This is a genomic window from Streptomyces siamensis (genome assembly GCF_039543605.1).
Taxonomy (GTDB): domain Bacteria; phylum Actinomycetota; class Actinomycetes; order Streptomycetales; family Streptomycetaceae; genus Streptomyces; species Streptomyces siamensis.
Genome location: NZ_BAABKB010000008.1, coordinates 285,732 through 309,364 on the forward strand (window position 1 = coordinate 285,732; position 23,633 = coordinate 309,364).

Below are 23,633 nucleotides of genomic sequence, written 5' to 3' on the forward strand. Positions count from 1 at the left end.
TCGGGCTCCCGGCCGTCGAGGGCCGGACCGTCGGGCACGGCCCGGGCGGGGCACCGGACCGCGGTGCCCCGCCCTGCGCGACCGCCGGGTGCGGGGGCGCGCCCTCACGTGGTGCGGGCGCGCCCCCGTGTCTCAGTGAGGTGGGCGAAGACGACGATGTTGCCGGCGTAGCCCTTCCTGCGGTCGTAGACACCGCCGCACGTGATCAGACGCAGCTCGGGCCGCTGCCTGTCGCCGTACACCTCCTTGTTGGGGAAGCGTGCCTTCTCGTACGTCTTCACGGCGTCCACCGTGTAGACGGCGACCCGTCCGTCGGCGCGCCGGGCCTCGATCAGCCGGCCGACCGGCAGCCGCCCGAGCGCCGCGAAGACCGCGGGTCCCGTCCTGGTGTCGCGGTGCCCGACGACGACGGCCGTGCCCCGCTCGCCGGGCGTGGCTCCGCCCTCGTACCAGCCGACCACCTTCGGGTCGTCCACGGGCGGCACGGTCAGGCGCCGCTCGCGATCGAGCCGGACGGCGACGGCCGGGGCCGCCAGCCGGAAGTACGGGATGTCGATGGCCGTCGCACGCGAGCGCGGAAGCGGTCTCGGCGGCCGGGCCGGCCGGGCCGGCCGGGCGGGAGCGGTCCGTCCGGCGCGTGCGCCGCGCGCCCCGGCGCCGGGCCGCCGCGTGTTCGCCCGGTCCGTGCGACCCACGTCCCTCCCGGGCCCCGTGGCGGCGGCCGGGCCGGGGGACTCGGCCACGACCACCGCCCCGGACCCCGTCGGCTCGTCGCTTCCCGCCCACCGGACGCCGCCCGCCACCAGTGCGGTGGCGAGCACGGCGGTCCGCGTCAGACGGTAGGCGCGCGTCCGGTACCAGGGCCTCCGGGAGCGCCTACGCCGCACCATCGGTACGCCGGCGCAGCCTGAGGTACACGACTCCCCCGGTCACGACCAGACCCACGGCCGCCGCGCCGGCGACCGGCGAGAAGTCCTGGGTGCGCGCGAGTCCGCCGCCGCCCGCGGGAGGTCCGCCGTTGGGCCCACCGTCGGACCCGCCGGGGCCACCACCCGGCCCGCCGGTTCCGCCGCCCGGCGGGGTCGTCGTGGGGCTGGGGGTGGGGCTCGGCGTGGCACCGGCACAGTCGACCTTGAAGACCTTGTGCTTGCCCGCGCCGTTGCCGCCCGCGATCGCCCAGGTCAGCTTGTACTGGCCGGAGGGCAGCACCAGGTCGGCGGTCCGGCCGTGGCCGGACGCGGGGAGGGCGAGTGTGCCCGAGAGGACGGAGCCGTCGACCACGGGGGGCTGGGCGGCGATCGACCAGCTCACGGACTGGTTCGGGTCGAAGTTGAAGGCGTCCAGGTAGAACCCGCACACCTTCGGCTCGTCCCGCTGGTCGTCGACGGAAGTGGTCGTGCTGTGAACTTTGACGTCGCCGTTGTCCCCGGGAGCGGCGAATGCGGCCGGGGTCCCCAGTGCCGCGGCGCCCGCGGCCGTGAGCGCCGCCAGGGCGACGGCGGCGCCCGCGCGTGCGGCGGCGGTGCGCGATGGCGCCGGCCGGAACGACAGAGGCGAGGTGGGCATGCACGTCCTCCAAGTCAGATGATTTTCATACAAATCAGGCGTTCATCTGACTCTCTTTCACATCTGCCCGGAGAAGAGCGGCAACACCGCCCGGCACCCCGTCAGATATCGCTCTTGCGGCGCAACGGAACCCCCGTCCGCGCTCCCCCGGCACGCACCCGGCCGGGCTTCGCCGGCGACCGCAGCGCGATCCCCGAGGACAGCAGCAACAGCGCGCCGAGCATCACGAACGGTGCGGCCACGCCCGCGACTCCGGCGACCAGCCCCGCCGCGGCGGGCGCCGCCACCTGCCCCAGCCGGTTGCCCGTCAGCCGCAGCGCGAGCGCCGTGGAGCGGGCGCCGTCGGGAGCGGCCTGCACCACCGTCGTCATGGACAGCGGCTGGCCGACCCCGAGGCAGAAGCCCAGGACGACGAGCACCACGGCCAGCGCCCACACCGGCAGCGGCAGCGCGATGCCGGCGCACAGGACGGCCGCCAGCAGACAGGTCACCGTGAGGAGCAGCGCGCGTCCCAGCACCCGCAGCAGCGGGGTCAGCACCAGACGGCAGGCGATGGTGGCCGCCGCGCGCAGGCTCAGCAGCAGCCCCACCACGGACGGCGCGATCCCCCGGTGCTCGCCGACCACGGGGAGGTACGCCGTGAGGATGTCGGTGGCGGACAGCACGGCGAGGCTGACGAAGATGCCCGCGGGCACGCCCCTGGTCCGCAGGATGCGTCCCACCGGGACCCGATCGCCCTCGGTGCCGGGTGCCTTGACCGCCGTACGGTGCTCGATGCGCCACAGCGAGGTGAGCGCGACCGCCGCGAGCGCACCCGCGACGAGCAGCGCGAGCGCACTGGTGCCCGCCATGTCGGGGCCGCCGATCAGGGCACCCGCCGCGACCGGCCCGACGAGCTGGCCGAGCGAGGCCCCGATGGTGAAGTGCCCGAAGTTGCGGTCCTGTTCGTGGGCGGCGGACTGGCGGGCGACGAGCGACTGTGCGCCGATCACGAAGCAGAGATGCCCGAGTCCCATCACCCCGCTCCAGACCGCCATCGACCACAGGGTGCCGGCGACGCCGCTCAGCGCGCAGCCGCCGGATATGAGGACGACGCCCAGCGGCAGCAGCGGCGCGCACCGGCCGTGGTCGGTACGGCGGCCGAGCGGCACCGCGGCGAAGAGGGGCAGCAGCGCGTACACACCGGCGATCACACCGATCGCGCGCTCGTCCGCGCCCAGCGCGAGGGCCCGGTAGGAGACGGCGGGCCGGGCCATCGACACCGCCCCCTGCGCGAAGCCGAAGGCGATGACGAGGCGCAGCAGCCAGCCCCTGCCGGGCCGCTCGCGAGGTGAGGCGTCGGGCATCAGATGATGCCGAAGAGGATTCCGGCGCCGAGCACCACCAGCGAGATGAGCGCCGCCCACTTCACCACGAACCGCGTGTGGTCGCCGAACTCGACCTTGGCCATGCCGACCAGGACGTACACGGCGGGCACCAGCGGGCTCGACATGTGCAGCGGCTGGCCGACGATCGAGGCGCGGGCGATCTCCAGGGAGGAGACGCCGTGCGCGTGTCCGGCCTCGGCGAGGACCGGGAGGATGCCGAAGTAGAAGCCGTCGTTGGACATGAAGTACGTGAGCGGGATGCTCAGGACACCCGTGACGAAGGCCATGTGCGGGCCCATGCCGTCGGGGATGTTGTCGACGAGCCAGCCGGCCATGTGGTCGACCATGCCGGTGCCCTGGAGGACGCCGGTGAACACGGCGGCGGCGAAGACCATGCCGGAGACGTTGAGGACGTTCTCGGCGTGGGCGCCGAGGCGGGCCTTCTGGTCGGGCATGTGGGGGAAGTTGACGGTGAGCGCGAGCGCGGCGCCGAGCAGGAAGAGCACCGGGATCGGCAGCCACTCCATGATCATGGCGGTGAGGAGGGTGACCGTGAGGAGCGCGTTGAACCAGTAGAGCCTGGGGCGCAGGGTGGGGCGTTCGGGGTCGAGTCCCTTGAACGCGTCGTCCTCGCCGGACGGGTCCGCGTCGGCGTCGGTTCCGGAACCGGCCCCACCGGTGCGCACGGGCCGGCCGGCGTCACCGCCGCCCGCGGCGACGAGCACCGTCTCGGCCTCCTGCGGCTCCAGCACCTCGTCGAGGATGAGCACGCCGAGCCGCTTGCGCTCGCGGCGGCCGAGGACGTAGGCGAGGGCCAGGACGCCGAGCAGGCCGACGGCGAGCGCGGGGATCATCGGCACGAAGATGTCGGACGCGTCGACCTTGAGCGCGGTGGCGGCGCGGGCGGTCGGGCCGCCCCAGGGCAGCGTGTTCATCACGCCGTTGGCCATGGCGGCGACGCCGGTCATCACGACGAGACTCATCTTCAGCCGCTTGTACAGCGGGTACATCGCCGAGACCGTGATCATGAAGGTGGTCGAGCCGTCGCCGTCCAGCGACACGATCGCGGCGAGGACCGCGGTGCCGACGACGATGCGCAGCGGATCGGCCTTGCAGAACTTGAGGATCCCCCGGACGATCGGGTCGAAGAGGCCGACGTCGATCATCACACCGAAGTAGACGATCGCGAACATCAGCATCGCCGCCGTCGGGGCGAGATCGGTGACGCCGTCGATGACGTAGTCACCGAGGTCGGCGCCCTTGCCGACGAAGACACAGAAGAGTGCCGGGATCAGCACGAGCGCCGCGATCGGCGACATCTTCTTCAGCATGATCAGGACCAGGAAGGTCGCGATCATGGTGAAGCCGAGGATGGTCAGCATGAGTGGATACCTAACGTTCGCCCTTGAACATCCCACCGGGCAGGCGGTGCGACGACGTTAGGTCCCGTCAAACGGCGTTAACAAGACGTTGACACGCGAGCAATAAGCGCAAAACTCCAGGTCACGACGTTGCGGTGAGTTCGACGGGCACTCCGTTGAGGACCGCGTTGCCCGACAGCGGGTCGAGCAGGCTGCCGTCGAGGAGCTGGTTGACGTTGACTCCGGGGGCGGCGGAGGCATGCCGCATGCGGGTGCCGGGGCGGTCGTGGCCCCAGCCGTGCGGCAGGCTCACCACGCCCGGCCGGACGCCGTCGGTGACCTCGGCGGGGGCGACCACCTCTCCCCCGGCGCCCTTCACCCGTACGTCCGCTCCGTCGCGCACGCCGAGGCGTTCCGCGTCCTCGGGGTGGATGTGCAGGGTGCAGCGGTTGGTTCCGCCGGTGAGGGCGGGCACGTTGTGCATCCAGCTGTTGTTGGAGCGCAGGTGGCGGCGGCCGATCAGGACGAGCCCGTCGGGGCGCCGCGCCAGCGCCGCCCGCAGGCGCGGCAGATCGTCCGCGAGGGGCTGCGGAAGCAGTTCGACCTTGCCGCTCCTGGTCTTCAGCGGCTGCGGCAGGCGAGGTCCCAGCGGGCCGAGGTCGATGCCGTGCGGGTGCGCGAGCAGCTTCTGGAGGGTCAGCCCGTCGGGCCGTACGCCGAAGCCGTCGCCGTAGGGGCCGAGGCGCAGCATCATGTCGAGCCGCCTCTCGGGGCCGGTGTCCCCGGTGAGTTGTGCGGCGAGTTCGCGCGGGTCGCGGCCGTGCGCGGGCGAGTGCTCCTCGCGGACCGCCTTGCCGAGGGTCTGGTCGATCACCATCGTGTCGACGGCGGACGGATCCGCGCCGTGCATGCCGGTGGCGGCCAGGATCAGCCGGGCCAGGATCTCCGACTCGGCCATCCGGCCGGTCTCCAGGGGGACGGCGGGGCGGGTGTAGCGGACCTGGTTGCGTACGGCGAGGGTGTTGAACGCGAAGTCGTGGTGCGGGCTCTGGGAGGGCGGCGGCGGGGGCAGGACGACATGGGCGTGCCGCGAGGTCTCGTTCAGGTACGGGTCGACGCTGACCATGAAGTCGAGCGAGTCCAGGGCCTTGTCGAGCCGCGCGCCGTCGGGCGCGGAGAGCACGGGGTTGGCGGCCACGACGACGAGCGCGCGGACCGGCTCGCCCTCGGCGGTGGCGGTGTCGATCTCCTCGGCGAGTGCGGACAGCGGCAGCTCGCCCTTCGCCTCGGGGTGCCGGCGCACGCGCGAGTGCCAGCGGCCGAGGGCGAAGCCGTGGCCGGGTCCCGCGGGCCGGGGCGACTTGTCGGTGGCGGCCTGCGGAAAGAGGGCGCCACCGGGGCGGTCGAGGTTTCCGGTGAGGATGTTGAGGACGTCCACGAGCCAGCTGGCGAGCGTGCCGTGCGGGACGGTGCAGCTGCCGATGCGCGCGTACACGGCGGCGGTCGGGGCGGCGGCGAGTTCGCGCGCCAGGGCCCGGATGGTGTCCGCGTCCACGTCGCAGGCGCCGGCGACCGCCTCCGGGGTGAAGTCGGCCAGCTCGGCGCGCAGTTCGGCGACGTCCTGGACGTGCGGCGCGAGGTCCCCCAGGTCGACGAGGTCCTCCTCGAAGAGGACCTGCGCCATCGCGGCGAGCAGCAGCGCGTCGGTGCCGGGCCGGATCGCGATGTGCCGGTCGGCGAGCCGTGCGGTACGGGTGCGGCGCGGATCGATCACCGTGAGGGTGCCGCCGCGGGCCTTGAGCGCCTTGAGTTTGCCCGGGAAGTCGGGGGCGGTGCACAGGCTCCCGTTGGATTCGAGCGGGTTGGCGCCTATGAGGAGCAGGTGGTCGGTGCGGTCCAGGTCGGGCACGGGGATCGCGTTGGCGTCGCCGAACAGGAGCCCGCTGGAGACGTGCTTGGGCATCTGGTCGACCGTGGAGGCGGTGAACAGGCTGCGGGTGCGCAGGGCGGCGAGCAGCACGGGCGGGTAGAGGGCGCCGGCCATGGTGTGCACGTTGGGGTTGCCGAGGACGATGCCGACCGCGTTCGGGCCGTACCGCTCGGCGACGGGGCGCAGTCCCGCGGCCACGGCGTCGAAGGCCTCCTCCCAGGTGGCCTCGCGCAGTTCGCCGTCCTTGCGGACGAGGGGCGTGCGCAGCCGGTCCGGGTCGCCGTCGACCGCACCGAAGGAGGCGCCCTTGGGGCAGATGAACCCCTTGCTGAACACGTCGTCGCGGTCACCGCGGGCACCGGTGACGCGGCTCCCCTCGACGGTGAGGGTCAGCCCGCAGGTGGCCTCGCACAGGGGGCAGATCCGCAGGGCGGTGCGGGCGTCGGAAGTGGTGCCGGAGGTGCGGGACACGGGTCCTCCCCGAGGGGTGTGGCGGCGGTGGCACACGAACTGGGGCCCGAGCATACCGACCGGTATGCATGGAGGGGAGGGCTGTCGGGAACCCGGTCGGAAATTCGCCGGCCGTTCGGCACGACCACGGACCCCGCACGCCTGCCGTACGCCGCCCCGCGTGAACGCCCGCCGCCCCGGGCGAACGCCGTACGCCCGCCGGCGCGACACCGGCCCAGCGCCCGCCGGCACGCACCTCGTCCGCCCGTCGACACCCAGGCCGTACGCCCGCCCGGCACAGGACCGTCGGGAAGGTGCCGGATCGCCCGCGCGCCTTCCCGCATGTCCACACGGGCGACGTCCGCGCACCTTCCCGCCTTCCCGCATGTCCACACGGGCGACGTCCGCACGCCGCGCCCGATCCGCGCACGGCCGACGCCCGCGCACGCCTCCCCGGGCGCGGGCGGGCGCCCGCCCGCGCCCGTACGGTTCAGTCGAGGACCCTGGCGAGGTAGGCGCGCAGCAGTTCCCGGGTCTCCTCGATGATCCGCTCGTCCCCGTCCGGAAAGACCCGGAAGGCGAGGTGCACCAGGGTGTCGGCGGTCTCGACCGCGATCAGGAAGGTGCGGCGCAGATCGTCGTCGGGGGTGCGTCCGAGGTAGCCGGAGAGCAGGTCGGTGAGGCGGTCGGCGACACGGGTGTTGGGCTCGGAGTAGCGGGAGCCGACGGGGATCTGGTTGCCGAAGTCGACGAGGGAGAAGCCGGGTGCGGTGCGCTTCATGGCCAGGTACTCGTCGAGCACGGCGTCCATGGCCGTGCGCCAGCCGTCGCCCTCGGCCGCCGCCAGGCGCGCCGTGACGCGCTCGGTGTAGCGCTCCAGATTGCGCTGGGCGAGCGCGTCGGCCATGGCGCGCTTGTTGCCGAAGAAGCGGTAGACGGAGCCGATGGGCACGCCGGCCCGCTGGGCCACGGCCCGGGTGCTCAGGCCGTCGTAGCCGACCTCGTCGAGGAGGTCGGCGCAGGCGTCGAGGATTCTGGTCAGTCGTTCGGCGCTGCGCCGCTGTACGGGCGCTCTGCGCAGCGAGGTCGCATGGGGCACGGGCTTCATGATGCCTTTCCGCCGGGATCCGGTGAACCTCCCGTATCAGTACGGCCCTAGATGCGGTGCGCACTCATCTTCTCGGCGGAGCCGGGTACGACGGCGCGCGGGACCCATGGGGCGGACGTGAGACGTGCGCCGCGCGGGACCCTGCCTTCCCTCGTGAATACGTCTGCATACGGGTACCTGTCGGCGGTGACGGCCCCGTCGGCGCGTGCGGACCCGGCAGCGGGCGTGGACACGTCGCCGGGTGCGGATCCGGCCACGGACGTGGATCCGGTCGTCGAGGCGGACCCGGGCGCGGACAGCGACCCGTCGGTGGCCGTGTCCGTGGACCCCCCGGTCGGCGTGGCCCCCACGGCGCCCGGGGTGCCGGCTTCCGACGCCGTGATGTCGGCGGTGCTCTCGACGGGCTTTCCGCGGACGGCCCACACGGTGCCGTCGTCGGCGTACAGGCGCGCGGTGACGTGATGGGTGCCGCGCGGGACGAGCCGCCCGGCGAGGTGGTACTCGGCGGTGCGGAGCCGGGCGATGGTCCGGCCGTCGACATAGAGGTGGGCGATGCCGCGCCCGGCCGCCGGGACGGGGCGCGTACCGGCGGGCGAGAAGCGGAAGTTGCGGACCTTCAGGGTCACGTCCCAGCTGTCGTCGGAGTCCGGCTGGACCTCGATCGCGACATACGGCGCCCCCTCCTTGTCCACCTCGCGGTAGTTCCGGCCCTCTTCGTCCATCTCGTCCAGCACCTTGCCCACGGGCGAGACCGACGGTCCGTCCTCCCGCTCGTGCGCGTCGCCGGAGCCGCAGCCCGACGGCCCGCCCAGCAGGGCGCACACCGCGAGCACGGCAAGCAGTCCGCGCGTCCTCGACATGCCTGGGAGCGTAGAACACGGGTCCGACAGCCGGATCCCCCTGGAGTCGGGTTCTTGCACCGTACAGCGGCCCCTGAGGACTACGTCGGCGCGCCGATCGGACGAGGCCGGCCGACGGAGGTTGGCCGGAGTGGACCTCTTGCGCACGGAATCCGCGAATCCTACGGTGATGCATAGGAATCAGGCGCGAGGGAGCGATCATGAGCGGGGACGCCAGGAAAAGGGCCGAGGGGCTGACCTACCTCTCCGGTTTCGGCAACGAACACAGCTCGGAGGCGGTGCCCGGGGCCCTGCCGCACGGCCGCAACTCGCCGCAGCGGGCGCCGCTCGGGCTGTACGCGGAGCAGTTGAGCGGTACGGCGTTCACCGAGCCCAGGGCGCACAACCGGCGCTCCTGGCTGTACCGGATCAGGCCGTCGGCCGCGCACCCGGCGTTCACCCGCACGGACAACGGAGCGCTGCGCACGGCCCCCTTCACGGAGACCGTGCCCGACCCGAACCGCCTGCGCTGGAACCCGCTGCCGGAACCCGCCGAGGGCACCGACTTCCTCGCGGGCCTGTGGACGCTCGGCGGCAACGGCGACGCGACACAGCGCACCGGCATGGCGGTGCACCTGTATCACGCCAACTCCTCGATGGAGCGGGTGTTCAGCGACGCCGACGGCGAGCTGCTGATCGTGCCCGAGCGCGGCGGGCTGCTGCTGCACACCGAGTTCGGGCTGCTGCACGCGGAGCCGGGCCATGTCGCGCTGATCCCCCGCGGCGTGCGCTTCCGCGTGGAACTGCTGGACACCGCGCCGGACGGCGGGGCGAGCCCGGCTGCCCGCGGCTATGTGTGCGAGAACTACGGGGCTCCTTTCCAGCTGCCCGACCTGGGCCCGATCGGCGCCAACGGCCTGGCCAACGCACGCGACTTCTTCGCGCCGGTCGCCGCGTACGAGGACGTCGAGGGCCCGGTCGAGGTGGTGAACAAGTTCTGCGGGAACCTGTGGACCGCGACATACGACCACTCGCCGCTCGACGTGGTCGCCTGGCACGGCAACCACCTGCCGTACGTCTACGACCTGCGCCGTTTCAATGTGATCGGCACCATCAGCTACGACCACCCGGACCCGTCGATCTTCACCGTGCTGACCTCCCCCTCGGACACCCCGGGCCTCGCCGGGGTCGACTTCGTCGTCTTCGCGCCGCGTTGGCTGGTGGGCGAGGACACCTTCCGGCCGCCGTACTTCCACCGGAACGTGATGAGCGAGTACATGGGGCTCATCGAGGGCGCGTACGACGCGAAGGCGGAGGGCTTCGTGCCGGGTGGTGGTTCGCTGCACAACATGATGTCGGCGCACGGTCCCGACCGGGAGACCTTCGACCGGGCGAGCGCCGCGGAGCTGCGTCCGCACAAGATCGACGACGGGCTGGCGTTCATGTTCGAGACCCGCTGGCCGGTCACCGCGACGGCACAGGCGGCGCGGGCGGAGCACCTGCAACAGGCCTACGACGACGTGTGGCAGGGCCTCCAGCGGCACTTCCGTCCGACGGACTGAGATTCACCACCCGTTGCATTCGACGCCCGCGACCGGTACGGATACCCTCGTGACCTCCTTCGCCCCGGACTCGATCGTCCTGAACCGCAAGCTGCCGCTCTGGTATCAGGTGTCGCAGTCCCTGCGCGCGTCGATACTCGGCCGCTCGCCCCAGGACCCGCTGCGCCTGCCCACCGAGGAGCAGCTGGCGGGTCACTACGGGGTGAGCGTGCTGACCATGCGGCAGGCGCTCAAGGAGCTGGAGGACGAGGGGCTCATCACCCGCCATCGCCGGCGGGGCACGTTCATCGAGCCGAGCGCGCGGCGGGGCGCACCCGTGCGGCTGCTGGGCTCGGTGGACGCGATCGTGGCGCAGCAGTCGGGCATGACGACGCGGCTGCTCGACCACGGGTCGGTGCCGGTGTCCGCCGAACTCGCCGAGCACTTCCCGGATCTGGCGGAGGTGGGCACGTACCACCGGCTGCGCAGCGACGAGAAGACGGGCGAGCCGACGAACCACGCGCGCAACTACGTGCGTCCCGAGCTGGCCGCGCTGATCGACCCGGAGGATCTGGTGCGCTGGCCCATGACCAAGGTGCTCCGGGACGTGGTGGGGGTGCGCATCAGCCGGATCACCGACACGGTGGAGGCGCGGCTCGCGGACCCGGAGACGGCGCGGCTGCTCCAGGTGCCGCTGCTGAGCCCCATCCTGCACTACACGGGCATCGTGCACGGCGAGGACGGCCGCGCCCTGGACGTGGCCCGCATCCACTACCGCGGTGACCGGTTCTCCTTCACCGTCACCCTCGACGCCCACTGACGCATGCCGCACGAAGGCGGCGGCCGGCGGCCGCGTCGTACGATGCCGGGCGTGACGCACGACGACGCCCCGCTGCTCGCGGACCTCATGCCGTGGTCCGTCGCACCGCCGAGGCTGGGCCGGGGGTGGCCGACGGCCCCCGACGCGGCGTCCCTGAAGGCGCGGTGGGACGCCCTGCTGAAGGCGGAAGGCCCGGACCGCGAGGCGTTGTTCGGGCCGACGCGCTCGCGCACGACGCAGTCGGCCGTCGGCCAGCTGCCGGGGCAGTCGACCGGGACCGGCCGGCTGGCCCGCGAGTCGGGTCCGTGCCCGGAGCCGGTGCGCGTGGTGCACGGCCCCTTCGACGAACAGTGGCTGATCCCGGACCACCGGCTGATCGACGCGGCACGGCCCGAGTTGTGGCGGGTGGCCGACGCACGGCAGGTGTTCGCGGTCGAGCAGCCCACCGGGTCCGAGCCGTCCGGGCCCGTGCTGCTCGTCTCGTCGGCGCCGCCGGTCGCCCCGCCGCCCGCGAAGGCGGTCCCGGGCCGGACGCCGGCGCCCCGCTCCGGTCGCGTCCGCCCCCTGTACCGGAGGCCCGGCGGCCTGGAACCGAACCTGGCGCCCGGTCTGCTGGACCATCTCGGCACCCGGCTGGGCCACTCCCCCGAACCTCTGGACTTCCTGGCCTGGGCGGTGGCCGTCGCGCGGTCCGGCCCGGACGGACCGGTGGTCCCGCTCACCGCGGACCCCCAGGAGTGGGCGTACGGCGTCGAGTTGGGCCGACGGATGCTGTGGCTGATGCGCCGCGACGGGGAGCGCCCCAAGCTCCCCGGCGGTCGTCGCCCCTACGTGCGCGCCCCGCTGCCCGCCCACCCCGTCGGTCTGCGCTACGACCGTGACGAGGAGGCGCTGCTGCTGGACGAGGGCCGGATCTCTCCGGTGCCCCCGCAGGCCTGGGACTTCGAGACGGGCGGAGTCCGCGTGCTGGAGCAGTGGTTCGCGGCCAGGACGGCGGTGGCGGAGCCGGGCACCCTCGAAGCGGTGCGGCCGGCCGGCTGGCCGCAGGCGTGGACCTCCGAGCTGCTGGAACTCGTCACCGTGCTCACCCTTCTCGCCGAACTGCGGCCGCAGCAGCGGGACCTGAGCGTCGGGGCGCCCGTCACCGCGGACGGGCTGCGCAGGGCGGGCGTCCTTCCGGTGCCGGACGCGGCCCGCAGGCCCGCCTCCGTCCTCGACCACCACGAAGAGGGCCCGGAAGGGCAGTTCGCCCTGATCTAGCGCACCGGGTGCGCGGGATCCGCCCCGAGCCGGCGCAGCGGGTGTGCGGCCCTCGCGGGGGTCACCCGGCCCGCGCGGGGTCGAAGGCGTCGAGCACCCGGCTCAACGCCCGTTCGAAGACCGCCTCCAGGTCGATCGGGCCCGCGTCCTGCATGACCGCCGCGGCCATCCGCGGGTAGGCGCCGGTCGACACCTGCCCGATGAGATAGGAGATCCGCATCGCGTTCTCCTGCTCCTCGGACCACGGCAGGGTGCGTGCGCGTTCGGCGGTGGCGAGTTCGTTGCCCACGTACGTCGTCACGACGCCGTTGAGCATCGCGATCAGCTCCATCTTGGTGCCGTAGGGCATGTCGAGCGGGTCGAGGCAGGCCAGACAGTGCTCCAGGTAGCGCAGGGCGTTGGGGCTGAAGCCGTAGACCGGGGACATCAGGCGCGGCATCCAGGGGTGGCGGTGCATGAGGGCGCGCGTCTGGTGGGCGACCGTCGTCATGTCGGCGCGCCAGTCGCCGGAGGGTTCCCGGATCTCGTGCTCGCCACTGATGGCGTCGACCATCAGCTCGTACAGGTCCTCCTTGCGCGGCACGTAGTTGTAGAGCGACATCGTGCCGCAGCCCAGTTCGGCCGCCACGTGCCGCATCGAGACCGCGTCGAGTCCCTCCGCGTCCGCGATCCGCACGGCCGCCGCCGCGATGTCCGCGCGGCTGCGGGCCGGCCGCGGGCCGCGGCCCGCTCGCTCCGGACGGGCCCAGATCACTTCGGGTACGGCGTTGCGCCCTGCCATTGGTCGATCACCTCGGGACCATCCTAGTTACGTACACCGTACGTAGTGCGCTATGGTGCCCTCATGACTACTACGTACGCTGTACTTAGTGAGGGTCTGGAGAAACGGTTCGGGGAGGTTCGGGCGCTGCGGGGGCTGGACCTGGCCGTCGCGCGGGGCACGGTCTGCGGAGTGCTCGGGCCGAACGGCGCGGGCAAGACCACGGCCGTACGCGTGCTCACCACGCTGCTGCGGCCCGACGCGGGTTCCGCGCGTGTCGCGGGCCACGACCTCGTCCGGGAGGCCGGCGCCGTCCGCCGCGCCATCGGGGTCACCGGGCAGTACGCGTCGGTCGACGGCGATCTGACCGGACGGGAGAACCTGCGGCTGTTCGCGCGGCTGCACCGGATGAGGGACTCCGGGGCGCGCGCCGCCGAACTCCTCGCACGCTTCGGGCTGACCGAGGCCGCCGACCGGCCGGCCTCCACCTACTCGGGCGGCATGCGGCGCCGTCTCGACCTGGCCGCCAGCCTGGTCCGCCGCCCCGAGGTGCTGTTCCTGGACGAGCCCACCACCGGGCTCGACCCCGCGAGCCGGAACCAGATCTGGGAGGCCGTGCGCGCCCTGAAGGACGACGGCACGACCGTGCTGCTGACCACGCAGTACCTGGAGGAGGCCGACCGGCTGGCCGACGACATCGCGCTCGTCGACCGGGGCCGGGTCGCCCACACCGGCTCGCCCGCCGGACTCAAGGGTTTGATCGGCTCGTACGCCGAGGTGGTCGTGGCGCACGCGGACGCGCTGACCGGGGCGGCCGGGGTGCTGGACCGGCTCACGGGCAGTGAGCCGTCGTTCGACCGCGAGCGGGGAGCGGTGGGCGCCGTCACCACCGACCAGACGCTGACCCTGCCGCGCCTGGTGCGCGAACTCGACGCCGCGGGGGTGCCGTTGCTCGACGCGAGCCTGCGACCGCCGACCCTCGACGACGTCTTCCTCCGGCTGACCGGGGAGCGGACCGGCACCCCGGCCCACGTGAAGGAGCCCGCGACATGAGCACATTGGCGTACGACGGCGGCGCGATGCTCGGCCGGCAGCTGCGGCGCATCCGCCACAACCCGGGTCTGCTGATCCTCACCCAGACCATGCCGATCACGATGCTGCTCTTCTTCGGCTACGTCTTCGGCAGCGCGCTCGCCACGCCCGGCCAGGAGTACCGCGCCTTCCTGCTGCCGGGACTGATGGTGGCGACCGCCGCCAACGGGATCATGACGGGCATGTTCCAGGCCGCGCAGGACTCGCACCGCGGCGTCATGGACCGCTTCCGTACGCTGCCGATGAGCCGGGCCGCCGTGCCGCTCGGACAGGCGGCCGCGGACGTGGTCGTCACCGCCGCCGGCACGGTTCCGCTGATGCTGGTGGGGCTCGCCGTGGGCTGGCGGATCGAGGGATCGGCCCTCGAAGCGGCCTGCGGGGTGGGACTGTTGCTGCTCTTCCGGTTCGCGACCACATGGATCGGCATCCTGCTGGGCCTCCTCTCGCGGAGTGAGGAGGCGGCGGGCCAGCTGGGCGGGGCCACCTTCGTCCTGCCCCTGCTGTCGAACGCCTACATCCCCACGGACAACCTGCCCGGCTGGCTGCGCACGCTCGCCGAGTGGAATCCCATCAGTGCGGTGACCACCGCGCTGCGGGACCTGTTCGGCAATGCTCCGGCCCCGGCCGACGGCGCCTGGCCGGTGACGCACCCGGTCGCCGGTTCGCTGGCCTGGTGCGCCGTCATCGTCGCCGTGTTCCTGCCGGCCGCCGTCCGCCGGTACGCGACGGGCGGACGGTGACCGGCGTGCCGAACGCCCGCATCTGGTCCCCGTGCCGCGCGGTGCCGGTCGGACCCCGGACGCTCACGCCTGGGCGATTCGCAGCCGTGCGGGCGCGCACCGCCCTTGGGCGTTCCAGCCACTGAATCGCGCGGACGATCGGGCACCCCGGGTCCCGGAGAGTCGCCTCGTCAACATCCATGCATGACAAAGGTGTGAGGCGCACGCCATGATCCACGGCATGCAGTCACACCCGAAGTCCCAGCCGCTGCCCCTGGAGGGCATCACCGTCGTCGCCGTCGAGCAGGCCGTCGCCGCCCCCTTCGCGACCCGTCAGCTGGCCGACCTCGGCGCGCGGGTCATCAAGGTCGAACGCATCGACGGCGGGGACTTCGCCCGCGGCTACGACACGGCGGCGGCGGGGCTCGCCTCGCACTTCGTGTGGTGCAACCGGGGCAAGGAGTCCGTCGCCCTCGACCTGAAGGACCCGCGCGGGCTCGACGTCGTGCACCGGCTCGTCGCGGACGCGGACGTGTTCGTGCAGAACCTCGCGCAGGGGGCGGCGGCGCGGCTGGGCCTGGACGCTGCCACCCTGTGCGCGCGGCACCCTCGGCTGATCGCCGTGGACATCTCGGGATACGGGGCGTCAGGGCCGTACGCCGGCAAGCGCGCGTACGACATGCTCGTGCAGTGCGAGGCGGGGCTCGTGTCGGTGACGGGCACGCCCGAGCAGCCGGTCAAGGCGGGGATCCCCGCGGCGGACATCGCGGCGGCCATGTACGCGTTCTCGGGGGTGCTCGCGGCACTGGTGCGGCGCGGCACGACCGGTCGCGGCGGCCCGGTGGAGGTGTCGATGCTGGACGCCCTGACGGAGTGGATGGGGCATCCGCTGCATCACGCGATGCACGGAGGAACACCCCCGGCGCGCACGGGTCTGGCACACGCCGTCATTGCGCCGTACGACGCCTATCCGACGGCGGACGGCGGACGGGTGCTGTTGTCGGTGCAGAACGACCGGGAATGGCGGCGTCTGGCCCACCAGGTGCTGGGGCAGCCGGAACTGGCGGACGACCCGGCGTACGCGACGAACGCGGCGCGCGTCGACAACCGGGAGCGTACGGACGCGCTGGTGGCGAAGGCCCTGGGGGTGCTGGACACGGACGAGGCGGTGGCCCGGCTGGAGAGCGCGGGTATCGCGTGCGCGCGGCTCAGGGACCTGCGGGAGGTGGCGGAGCACCCGCAGCTGGCCGCCAGGGACCGGTGGCGCGAAGTGGATTCACCGGTGGGGCCGTTGCGGGCGCTGCTGCCGCCGATCACGCTGCCGGGCGGGGAGGAGGCGCGGATGGGCTCCGTACCCCGGCTCGGCGAGCACACCGGGCCGGTGCTGCGGGCGCTGGGGATGGCGGACGCGGACGTCGCGGAGCTGCTGCGGGAGGGGGTGGCCCGCTGAGTCCGGGGACTCGACAAGGGGTGGTGACCCGCGCCCCGGTGTGGTGACCCACCGGGCGCGGCTGCCTGCCGTGGGGATGACGGACGTGGAAGGGCAGCACTGCACCGGGGCGGTGGGGCCGCCGGAGCACGGGTCGGGGAACGCCGGTGCCGACGGCCGTCAGTGGCCGCCGAACAGCGAACGGCGCAGCCGCCTCAGCGGTGCGAAGAGCGAGACCCGCCGCACACGCGCGACCCTGCCGTTGCTGTCGTGCGCGGTGTCACGCGCGGTGAGCTCACGCATCAGCGACGTCGCCTCGGCCGTCTCTCGCTGCGGGACGGCAGGACCGCCCAGCACCGCGAGATGGCGGTCGAGGCGCGAACTGGTCGCGCTGCTCCCGCAGGTGATCGCAGGGACACGGGCCCTGCTGCGCACTGTTATCTGTTCCATGTCACTCCCCACCCGTACGAGTCCACCCGGCCCGGGCAGGCTAACCCTATCGCCCCCTCATGGCACTCGTGTATCGCGGGCGCAGGATTCACCTTCCCCGTAAGGGTGTTGACGATTACTCTCCGAATCCAACCGATTCCAGGGCGAGTTGGACAACCGGCTGCGTAGTGGGCTGTGCTGACCCTCCGTGAGGCTCGACCGTCACAGCGAGTGACGTCGCGCGGGTGCTGAGATCGTCGGCGACCAAGGGCGTGTCGCCGTCGAAGAGGCCGAGGGAGAGCGGATTCTCGCCCGGGCGCATGAGCCACAGCTGATGCACGCGCCCTCCCGAGGGAGTGCCCAGTCCGCTCACTGTCACGACGGCGCGCCGCTCGGACGCGGAGGCGACCACTCCGATTCCTCGCCCCCGCGCGTCGCGTTCACTGGTCGCACGCGCGTCGGGCGCCGCCAGAACGTGGGCGATCTCACGTGCCTGCGCACGTTCCCGGTCGAGTTCGTCCCGGGTCTGTGTGGCCTGCACGGCGAAGAGGGAGGCCACGACGAGTGCCGCCGCGGCCGTGGCGGTGGCCAGCGGCGCCATCAGGGGCCGCAGGCGGGGCGCACGCGCGCGTTCGGGCTGCCGGTCGTCGCGGGCACGCGAGGACGACTGCGCCGGACGGGCGCGGGACGGCTGCGGGGCGGGTTCCTGGGGTGTGGTGCGTACGGCGGCCAGCACCCGTTCGCGCAGCGCGGCCGGCGCCGGTGCCGCCGTCGACCAGGCCAGCCGCACGGCGTCCTCGGTCAGCGCGCGCACCTCGGCGGAGCAGCGCACGCAGCCCCGCAGATGGCGTTCGAAACGGCGCCGCTCCTCGGGTTCGAGGGCGTCGAGGGCGTACGGGGCGGCCAGCGAGTGCAGATCGCGGCGCATCAGCCGGTCGAGGAAGCTCATGCCGCACCTCCCAGGCACTCGCGCAGCCGCGCCAGACCGTCCCGCATACGGGTCTTGACGGTGCCCAGCGGCAGCGAGAGCCGTTCGGCGACTTCACGGTACGTGTAGCCGTCGTAGTAGGCGAGGGTCACCGACTGGCGCTGCAGCGAGGTCAGACGGTCGAGACAGCGGCGCACCCACTCGCGCTCCAGCCCGGCCTCGACCTCCTCGGCGACCTGGTCGAAGGCCGGGTGGTGCGCGCGCCGCCCCTCCCGCTGCTCGCGCTCGGTGGCCGCGCGGGCGCTGCGCACCCGGTCGACGGCCCGGCGGTGCGCGAGGGTGAGGATCCAGGACAGCGCACTGCCACGCCCGGGGTCGAACCGCGCCGCGGAACGCCAGAGTTCGAGCAGCACCTCCTGAGCCACCTCCTCCGTCTGCGCGGGGTCCCGGACCACGCGGCGCACAAGTCCGAACACCGGACCGGACACCAGTCCGTAGAGCTCCTCGAATGCCTTCTGGTCACCTCCGGCCACGAGCACCAGAAGTTCGTCCGCCTCCACCCGTCCCCCTCTCCGGCCGCACACGGCCCGTCCTTTCCCCTACGTGTTCGCAGCGAGCGCGTCTCTGGATGGGTTACGGATCAGCGGACCGAAAACGCGGGTCCGGCGCCGAAGAAACGAGCGCACGGTGAAACGAGCCGCGCGAGCCGCCGTAAAGACGTTTGGGATTCGACCAATCCACCCCGGCGACCGCTCCGAATGGCGTGCGTCAGGCAATTGGGACGTGAGGACGGACGGCATGACACCTATCTCCATGAGTGGCGCGGGACGCAGGAGTCTTGCGGCTCTCATCTGTGGTGCGCTGGCCGCCGGGGGGCTCGCAGCCGCCGGCGTGACCGCGCTGGAACCGGGGGCGGCATCCGCCTCCAGCCACCGGGAGGCTCCGCTGATCTCGGGGCAGCCCCAGTACGACAACACGGACGTGTACGCGTTCGTGAGCCCGGACAAGCCAGACACGACCACCATCGTGGCGAACTGGATCCCCTTCGAGGAACCCGCCGGCGGACCGAACTTCTACACGTTCGCCGACGACGCCCAGTACGACCTCCACATCGACAACAACGGTGACGCGCAGGGCGAGCTGGTCTACCGCTACACCTTCAAGACACACCGCAAGAACGGCGACACCTTCCTCTACAACACGGGTCCGGTCACCAGCCTCGACGACCCCGACCTGAACATCACGCAGACGTACGACATCGACCTGCTGCGGCTGCACAACCAGAAGCTGGTGTCGCGGACCAAGGTGGCCGACGACGTCCCGGTGGCGCCGTCGAACGTCGGCAAGGCCTCGATGCCGGACTACGGCAAGCTCCGCGGCCAGGCCGTGCACAAGCTCGCGGGCGGTTCGACGACCTTCGCGGGCCAGGCGGACGACCCCTTCTTCCTGGACCTGCGTGTCTTCGACCTGCTCTACGGCGGCAACCTGAGCGAGGTCGGCCGGGACACGCTGAAGGGCTACAACGTCAACTCCATAGCCCTCCAGGTGCCGAACGACATGATCCGCGAGTCGGCGGGCCAGCCGGTCGTCGGCATCTGGTCCACCACCCAGCGCAAGGACGCGCACGGCGACTGGACCCAGGTCTCCCGGCTCGGCATGCCGCTGGTCAACGAGGTCGTCAACCCGCAGAAGGACAAGGACAAGTTCAACGCGTCCGCGCCGTGGAACGACGGCCAGTTCCTGAAGAACGTGACCAACCCCGAGCTGCCGAAGCTCATCGAGGCGATCTACAAGATCAAGGCGCCGGCCGAGCCCCGCAACGACCTGGTCGACGTCTTCCTGAAGGGCGTGAAGGGCCTCAACCAGCCGCCGAACGTCCGCCCGGCCGAGGAACTGCGGCTCAACACCTCGATCAAGCCGACCATGCACCCCAAGCGGCTCGGCGTGCTCGACGGCGACAACGCGGGCTTCCCGAACGGACGCCGCCTCTCCGACGACGTGATCGACGCCTCGCTCCAGGTCGTCGAGGGTGAACTGGTCGGCTCCAAGAACGACTTGGGCGACGCGGTCGACAAGAACGACAAGAAGTTCGAGAAGTACTTCCCGTACGTGGCCGAGCCGACCTCGGGCTCGCGCGGCGCGCTCGCCAAGGGCACGACCAGCGGGACCGACGTGCGCAGCCAGCTGGGCGACGCGCTGAAGCCCGCGGGTGCGACCGGCGGCGGCACGGACACCACGCTGATCGCGGCCTCCGCCGCGGCCGGCGCCGCCGGGTTCCTGCTGATCACCACCGGATTCCTGTGGTGGCGCCGGCGGATGCACAACCGGGCCTACTGACCCGGTCCACCGACTGGCGCGGCCCGCACGCAACCGTCCCCCACGGCGCGGGCCGCGCCGTCATCAGCTCGCCAACGACCGTTCCCGCACAGGTGTTTCGCACCGGACCTTGAGGAGAGGGCATGTCCCCGCGTACGAACGAGAGCGCGCCGGAGAGCGAACGCGGCGAGCCGTCGGTCGCCGTGCCCGGGACGGTCGCCGTGCCCGGGACGGACGGCGTGTCCGTCACGTCCGCCGGAGCCGCACGAGCCGACGGAGGCGCACCGACCGCCGGAGCCGCACGGGCCGACGGGGCCGACGGAGCCGACGGAGCCGACGGAGCCGACGGGGCCGACGGGGCCGACGAGAGCACACCGGCCGGCGGGTCCGCCGGGGACAGGGAAGGCCCCGTGGGCGCCGGGCAGGATGGCGACGCTGCGGACGGCGGTCACGCCGAAGGCGGCGCGATCGGGCAGGGCTCCGCGCACGACGACGAGCGCGTCGCCGCCGTGCGCCGGCTGTCCGCCTCCGGACGGCGCCGACGCGCCGCCCAACTCGCCCTCTGTGCAGGTGCGCTGGCTGTCGCCATGACCGCGGGGGCGATCGTGCTGGGGGCGGCCCGGGACAGCGGCGCGCGCGCCGTCGCCTCCGCGCCCGGTGCCGTCTCGCCGCAACTGCTCGCCGGAGGCGACCTCGACACGAGCATCAGCTCCCTCCAGGCCCATCTCAAGGCTCAGCCGAAGGACTACGGCGGCTGGGCGACGCTCGGGCTCGCCTACGTGGAGCAGGCCCGCACCAAGGGCGACCCCTCCCGCTATCCGCAGGCCCAGGAGGCGCTCGACCGTTCCCTGCGGCTGCGCCCCGACAACGACCCCGCGCTCGCCGGCCGCGCGGCCCTCGCCGCGGCACGGCACGACTTCACCGGCGCCCTGAAGTACGCGGACAAGGCCCTGAAGCAGAACCCCTACAGCGAGCGCGCCCTCTCCTCCCGCATCGACGCCCTCGTCGAGCTCGGGCGCTACGACGACGCGTCGAAGGCCGCCGACCTGGCCGACGAGCGACGACCGGGCGTCCCCGTCTTCACCCGGTACGCCTACGTCCACGAGCTGCGCGGCGACACCAGGACGGCCCGCCGGGTCCTGCGCCAGGCGCTCGACTCGGCGACCACCCGCGGCGACGTCTCCTACGTCGCCACCGCGCTCGGTCAACTCGCCTGGAGCCAGGGCGACTACGGCACCGCTCTCACCTACTACGCACGAGCGCTGAGTGCCGACGACAGCTATCTCCCGGCTCTCGAGGGCCGCGCCCGCGCGCAAGCCGCCCAGGGCGACGGAGCGGCGGCGATCCGCGGCATGGAACACGTCGTCGAGCGCTACCCGCTTCCCCAACCCCTCGTGGAACTCGGCGAGTTGTACGAGTCCCGGGGCGCTGCGGGAGACGTCCGGAAGGCACACGACCAGTACACCCTGGTGCAGGCCTGGGTCTCGCTGGCCCGCGCCAACGGCGTCAACGCCGACCTCGACACGGCCCTCGCCGCCGCCGACCACGGGGACCACGCCGCCGCACTGAAGGCGGCGCGCGCCGAATGGGCCCGCCGCCACACCGTGCACACCGCGGACGCGATGGCCTGGGCGCTGCACGTCAACGGACGCGACGCGCAGGCCCTGCCCTACGCCCGCAAGGCCACCGCCACCGGCTACCGCAACGCGTCCTTCCTCTACCACCGCGGCATGATCGAGCGCGCCACCGGTCACGAGAAGGAGGCGCGCGCGTCGCTGAAGGCCGCCCTCGACCTGAACCCGGGCTTCTCCCCGCTCGGCGCCCGCGAGGCCCGTACGGCACTGGAGGCCGCGAAGTGAGGACCCGCCGACTGCTCGCCTCCTGCGCCGCCGCCTTCACCGCGGCCTGCGCGCTCGCGGTCGTCCCGGCCGGCCGGGCGAGCGCCCACCCGCTCGGGAACTTCACCGTCAACCGGTACGACGGACTCGTCGCCGCCCAGGGGCAGTTGCGGATCGACCACGTCGAGGACCTGGCGGAGATCCCGGCCACGCAGGCCAAGCCCCGGATCGACGAGCTGGGGATGACCGGCTGGGCGCGCGAGCGGTGCGCGACGGCCGCGCGCGGCAGCGAACTCTCGGTCGGTGGACGCGACGTGCCCCTCGCGGTCCGCGAGAGCCACGCGCGGGTAAGGCCCGGGCAGGCCGGGCTCGACACCCTGCGCGTGGAGTGCCGGCTGACGGCGCCGCTCCCCGAGGCGGACACCGTGTCCCTGCGCTTCCGCAGCGCGGGGAGCGACCGGGGGCCCGGCTGGCGCGAGATCACGGCGCGCGGCGACCGGATGACGCTCACCGCGTCGGACGTACCGAGCAAGTCGGTGTCCAAGGAGCTGACGGACTACCCGAAGGCGCTGCTCTCCTCGCCCGCCGACACCGCCACCGCCAGCCTGCGGATCCGCTCCGGCGGGCCGGCGCTCACGGAGGAACGGCGGAACGCGCCGGCCTCGTCGGTGCTGCCGCGCGGCGCCGACCGATGGACCGAGGCCCTCGACGGCCTGGTGGCCCGCCACGACCTCACCTTCGGTTTCGCCGCGCTGGCCCTCGTCATCTCCGTCGCGCTGGGCGCGATGCACGCGCTCGCGCCCGGTCACGGCAAGACGCTGATGGCCGCGACGGCGGCGGCCCGCGGGGGCCGGGCCCGGCTCAAGGACGTCATGCCGCTCGCCGCCTCGGTGACGGTCACCCACACGATGGGCGTGGTCGCGCTCGGCCTGCTGGTCACGGCCGGTTCCGCCGCGGCGCCGACCGTGATCGCGTGGCTGGGTGTGGCGAGCGGGATCCTGGTCACGGCGGCCGGCGCCACCCTCGTACGACGTGCCTGGCGGAACCGGTCGCACGGCCCCGCACATGCCCATGCCCATGACCATGACCACGACCACGACCACGGTCATTCCCATGACCACGCTCACACCGACCGGCACACGCACGACCACACGCACGCGGGCGCGCACGGGCACGACCACCATCACGGCCACGGCCACGACCACGACCACAGTCACCCACCCGGTGGGACCCGCGCCCCCGAGCGCACCCGGCACCGCCAACGGCCCCTGGTCCTCGCGCACTCCGCCGCGCCCTCCGCCACCAGCACCGCCATCGTGCCGAGCACGGCCGACACCTCGGACGCGTCCGAGACACGGGGACACACCGTCGACAGCACCCACAAGCACCAGCACAGTCACGACGACGACCACAAGCACGACCACCGCCATGACCACAAGCACGACCACGTGCACCCCCACTCCCCCGGCACCCCCCGGTCCCGCACCCTCGAACACACCCACGGCGGCTTCACCCACACGCACGAGATCGCGCCCACCCTGCGCGGCACGATCCTGCTCGGCTTCGCCGGCGGCCTCGTGCCCAGCCCGTCCGCGGTCGTGGTGCTGGTCGGTGCCGCCGCGCTCGGCAAAGCGTGGTTCGGGTTCCTCCTGGTCCTCGCCTACGGCGCCGGCCTCGCGCTGACGCTGACGGCGGCAGGGTTCGCCGTCGTCAGGCTCGGCGGCGGGATGAGCCGGGTCCTCGCCCGGCGTCCGCGCTGGGCCGCGGGCCGCACCGCGGCGCTGGTGCGAAGGGCCGCGCCCCTGGGATCGGCGTTCGTCGTCGTAGCGCTTGGGGCTGGATTGGTGTTCAGGGGGGCCGCATCCGTACTCGGCTGAGCT

The 23,633-nt window shown here is 73.0% G+C and carries 20 protein-coding genes; 9 read left to right on the forward strand and 11 right to left on the reverse strand.

What is annotated here, in order from left to right; genetic code table 11:
* Positions 1–104: 104 nt before the first annotated feature.
* From ABEB03_RS15390 to ABEB03_RS15420, 7 genes are all read right to left on the reverse strand, one after another.
* On the reverse strand, positions 105–821 hold the full coding sequence (locus ABEB03_RS15390; RefSeq protein ID WP_425589239.1) for a class F sortase: 717 nt from the start codon (positions 819–821) through the stop codon (positions 105–107).
* Between the two features lie 55 nt (positions 822–876).
* On the reverse strand, positions 877–1,566 hold the full coding sequence (locus ABEB03_RS15395; protein ID WP_345647961.1) for a hypothetical protein: 690 nt from the start codon (positions 1,564–1,566) through the stop codon (positions 877–879).
* Positions 1,567–1,667: 101 nt separating this feature from the next.
* Positions 1,668–2,912, reverse strand: coding sequence for an MFS transporter (locus tag ABEB03_RS15400; protein ID WP_345647964.1), 1,245 nt, complete (start codon positions 2,910–2,912; stop codon positions 1,668–1,670).
* On the reverse strand, positions 2,912–4,315 hold the full coding sequence (locus ABEB03_RS15405) for a CitMHS family transporter (RefSeq protein WP_345647967.1): 1,404 nt from the start codon (positions 4,313–4,315) through the stop codon (positions 2,912–2,914). The genes ABEB03_RS15400 and ABEB03_RS15405 overlap by 1 nt, the downstream gene beginning before the upstream one ends.
* 121 nt (positions 4,316–4,436) lie before the next feature.
* On the reverse strand, positions 4,437–6,749 hold the full coding sequence (locus ABEB03_RS15410) for a molybdopterin oxidoreductase family protein (RefSeq protein ID WP_425589240.1): 2,313 nt from the start codon (positions 6,747–6,749) through the stop codon (positions 4,437–4,439).
* 415 nt (positions 6,750–7,164) lie between these two features.
* Entirely contained in the window at positions 7,165–7,782 is a 618-nt protein-coding gene (locus ABEB03_RS15415; RefSeq protein ID WP_345647974.1) for a TetR/AcrR family transcriptional regulator, read from the reverse strand.
* Between the two features lie 47 nt (positions 7,783–7,829).
* Positions 7,830–8,642: a nuclear transport factor 2 family protein gene (locus ABEB03_RS15420; RefSeq protein WP_345647976.1), complete on the reverse strand. Its 813-nt coding sequence runs from the start codon at positions 8,640–8,642 to the stop codon at positions 7,830–7,832.
* A 200-nt stretch (positions 8,643–8,842) separates the two neighbouring features.
* Here ABEB03_RS15420 and hmgA point away from each other — a divergent pair, with 200 nt between their 5' ends.
* From hmgA to ABEB03_RS15435, 3 genes are read left to right on the forward strand one after another with little or no spacing between them, the layout of a single operon-like run.
* A complete protein-coding gene (gene hmgA / locus ABEB03_RS15425) occupies positions 8,843–10,183 on the forward strand; it encodes a homogentisate 1,2-dioxygenase (RefSeq protein WP_345647979.1) in 1,341 nt (446 codons plus the stop codon).
* Positions 10,184–10,232: 49 nt separating this feature from the next.
* Positions 10,233–10,982 carry a GntR family transcriptional regulator gene (locus ABEB03_RS15430; RefSeq protein WP_345647982.1) on the forward strand — a complete coding sequence of 250 codons (750 nt, stop codon included), beginning with the start codon at positions 10,233–10,235 and terminating at the stop codon, positions 10,980–10,982.
* A gap of 42 nt (positions 10,983–11,024) precedes the next feature.
* The gene (locus ABEB03_RS15435) at positions 11,025–12,242 is read left to right on the forward strand and encodes a type ISP restriction/modification enzyme (RefSeq protein ID WP_345647985.1); all 1,218 of its coding nucleotides are present in this window, start codon (positions 11,025–11,027) and stop codon (positions 12,240–12,242) included.
* Positions 12,243–12,303: 61 nt separating this feature from the next.
* Here the strand turns inward: ABEB03_RS15435 and ABEB03_RS15440 are convergent, their stop codons facing one another.
* Positions 12,304–13,023, reverse strand: coding sequence for a TetR/AcrR family transcriptional regulator (locus ABEB03_RS15440; protein ID WP_095933273.1), 720 nt, complete (start codon positions 13,021–13,023; stop codon positions 12,304–12,306).
* Positions 13,024–13,086: 63 nt separating this feature from the next.
* Between ABEB03_RS15440 and ABEB03_RS15445 the strand changes: the two genes are divergently transcribed.
* The 3 genes from ABEB03_RS15445 to ABEB03_RS15455 all read left to right on the forward strand — a co-directional run bounded on the left by ABEB03_RS15445 (position 13,087) and on the right by ABEB03_RS15455 (position 16,263).
* Positions 13,087–14,055, forward strand: a complete 969-nt coding sequence (locus tag ABEB03_RS15445) for an ATP-binding cassette domain-containing protein (RefSeq protein WP_345647990.1) — start codon at positions 13,087–13,089, stop codon at positions 14,053–14,055.
* Complete coding sequence (locus ABEB03_RS15450; protein ID WP_345647993.1) at positions 14,052–14,834, forward strand: ABC transporter permease; 783 nt, start codon at positions 14,052–14,054, stop codon at positions 14,832–14,834. The genes ABEB03_RS15445 and ABEB03_RS15450 overlap by 4 nt, the downstream gene beginning before the upstream one ends.
* A gap of 208 nt (positions 14,835–15,042) precedes the next feature.
* Positions 15,043–16,263, forward strand: coding sequence for a CaiB/BaiF CoA transferase family protein (locus ABEB03_RS15455; RefSeq protein WP_345647996.1), 1,221 nt, complete (start codon positions 15,043–15,045; stop codon positions 16,261–16,263).
* A 159-nt stretch (positions 16,264–16,422) separates the two neighbouring features.
* Here ABEB03_RS15455 and ABEB03_RS15460 read toward each other — a convergent pair whose 3' ends face one another.
* From ABEB03_RS15460 to ABEB03_RS15470, 3 genes are all read right to left on the reverse strand, one after another.
* Complete coding sequence (locus ABEB03_RS15460; protein ID WP_028801703.1) at positions 16,423–16,692, reverse strand: hypothetical protein; 270 nt, start codon at positions 16,690–16,692, stop codon at positions 16,423–16,425.
* 115 nt (positions 16,693–16,807) lie between these two features.
* Positions 16,808–17,620, reverse strand: a complete 813-nt coding sequence (locus ABEB03_RS15465; protein WP_345648001.1) for an anti-sigma factor — start codon at positions 17,618–17,620, stop codon at positions 16,808–16,810.
* Positions 17,617–18,159: a sigma-70 family RNA polymerase sigma factor gene (locus tag ABEB03_RS15470; RefSeq protein WP_095933278.1), complete on the reverse strand. Its 543-nt coding sequence runs from the start codon at positions 18,157–18,159 to the stop codon at positions 17,617–17,619. The genes ABEB03_RS15465 and ABEB03_RS15470 overlap by 4 nt, the downstream gene beginning before the upstream one ends.
* A gap of 238 nt (positions 18,160–18,397) precedes the next feature.
* Here ABEB03_RS15470 and ABEB03_RS15475 point away from each other — a divergent pair, with 238 nt between their 5' ends.
* The 3 genes from ABEB03_RS15475 (at position 18,398) to ABEB03_RS15485 (ending at position 23,630) form a co-directional block, all read left to right on the forward strand.
* A complete protein-coding gene (locus tag ABEB03_RS15475) occupies positions 18,398–19,936 on the forward strand; it encodes a DUF4331 domain-containing protein (RefSeq protein WP_345648008.1) in 1,539 nt (512 codons plus the stop codon).
* A gap of 122 nt (positions 19,937–20,058) precedes the next feature.
* Entirely contained in the window at positions 20,059–21,774 is a 1,716-nt protein-coding gene (locus ABEB03_RS15480; protein WP_345648011.1) for a tetratricopeptide repeat protein, read from the forward strand.
* Complete coding sequence (locus ABEB03_RS15485; RefSeq protein ID WP_345648014.1) at positions 21,771–23,630, forward strand: nickel transporter; 1,860 nt, start codon at positions 21,771–21,773, stop codon at positions 23,628–23,630. The genes ABEB03_RS15480 and ABEB03_RS15485 overlap by 4 nt, the downstream gene beginning before the upstream one ends.
* Positions 23,631–23,633: the final 3 nt, after the last annotated feature.

Excerpts from the sequence above, each read along its gene's own strand:
- ABEB03_RS15395 (WP_345647961.1), bottom strand. The coding sequence starts at position 1,566 with ATGCCCACCTCGCCTCTGTCGTTCCGGCCGGCGCCATCGCGCACCGCC.
- hmgA (WP_345647979.1), top strand. The coding sequence starts at position 8,843 with ATGAGCGGGGACGCCAGGAAAAGGGCCGAGGGGCTGACCTACCTCTCC.
- ABEB03_RS15465 (WP_345648001.1), bottom strand. The coding sequence starts at position 17,620 with ATGAGCTTCCTCGACCGGCTGATGCGCCGCGATCTGCACTCGCTGGCC.
- ABEB03_RS15415 (WP_345647974.1), bottom strand. The coding sequence starts at position 7,782 with ATGAAGCCCGTGCCCCATGCGACCTCGCTGCGCAGAGCGCCCGTACAG.
- ABEB03_RS15450 (WP_345647993.1), top strand. The coding sequence starts at position 14,052 with ATGAGCACATTGGCGTACGACGGCGGCGCGATGCTCGGCCGGCAGCTG.
- ABEB03_RS15440 (WP_095933273.1), bottom strand. The coding sequence starts at position 13,023 with ATGGCAGGGCGCAACGCCGTACCCGAAGTGATCTGGGCCCGTCCGGAG.
- ABEB03_RS15445 (WP_345647990.1), top strand. The coding sequence starts at position 13,087 with ATGACTACTACGTACGCTGTACTTAGTGAGGGTCTGGAGAAACGGTTC.
- ABEB03_RS15455 (WP_345647996.1), top strand. The coding sequence starts at position 15,043 with ATGATCCACGGCATGCAGTCACACCCGAAGTCCCAGCCGCTGCCCCTG.
- ABEB03_RS15420 (WP_345647976.1), bottom strand. The coding sequence starts at position 8,642 with ATGTCGAGGACGCGCGGACTGCTTGCCGTGCTCGCGGTGTGCGCCCTG.
- ABEB03_RS15400 (WP_345647964.1), bottom strand. The coding sequence starts at position 2,912 with ATGCCCGACGCCTCACCTCGCGAGCGGCCCGGCAGGGGCTGGCTGCTG.
- ABEB03_RS15460 (WP_028801703.1), bottom strand. The coding sequence starts at position 16,692 with ATGGAACAGATAACAGTGCGCAGCAGGGCCCGTGTCCCTGCGATCACC.
- ABEB03_RS15435 (WP_345647985.1), top strand. The coding sequence starts at position 11,025 with ATGCCGGGCGTGACGCACGACGACGCCCCGCTGCTCGCGGACCTCATG.
- ABEB03_RS15405 (WP_345647967.1), bottom strand. The coding sequence starts at position 4,315 with ATGCTGACCATCCTCGGCTTCACCATGATCGCGACCTTCCTGGTCCTG.
- ABEB03_RS15475 (WP_345648008.1), top strand. The coding sequence starts at position 18,398 with ATGACACCTATCTCCATGAGTGGCGCGGGACGCAGGAGTCTTGCGGCT.
- ABEB03_RS15480 (WP_345648011.1), top strand. The coding sequence starts at position 20,059 with ATGTCCCCGCGTACGAACGAGAGCGCGCCGGAGAGCGAACGCGGCGAG.
- ABEB03_RS15410 (WP_425589240.1), bottom strand. The coding sequence starts at position 6,749 with ATGCTCGGGCCCCAGTTCGTGTGCCACCGCCGCCACACCCCTCGGGGA.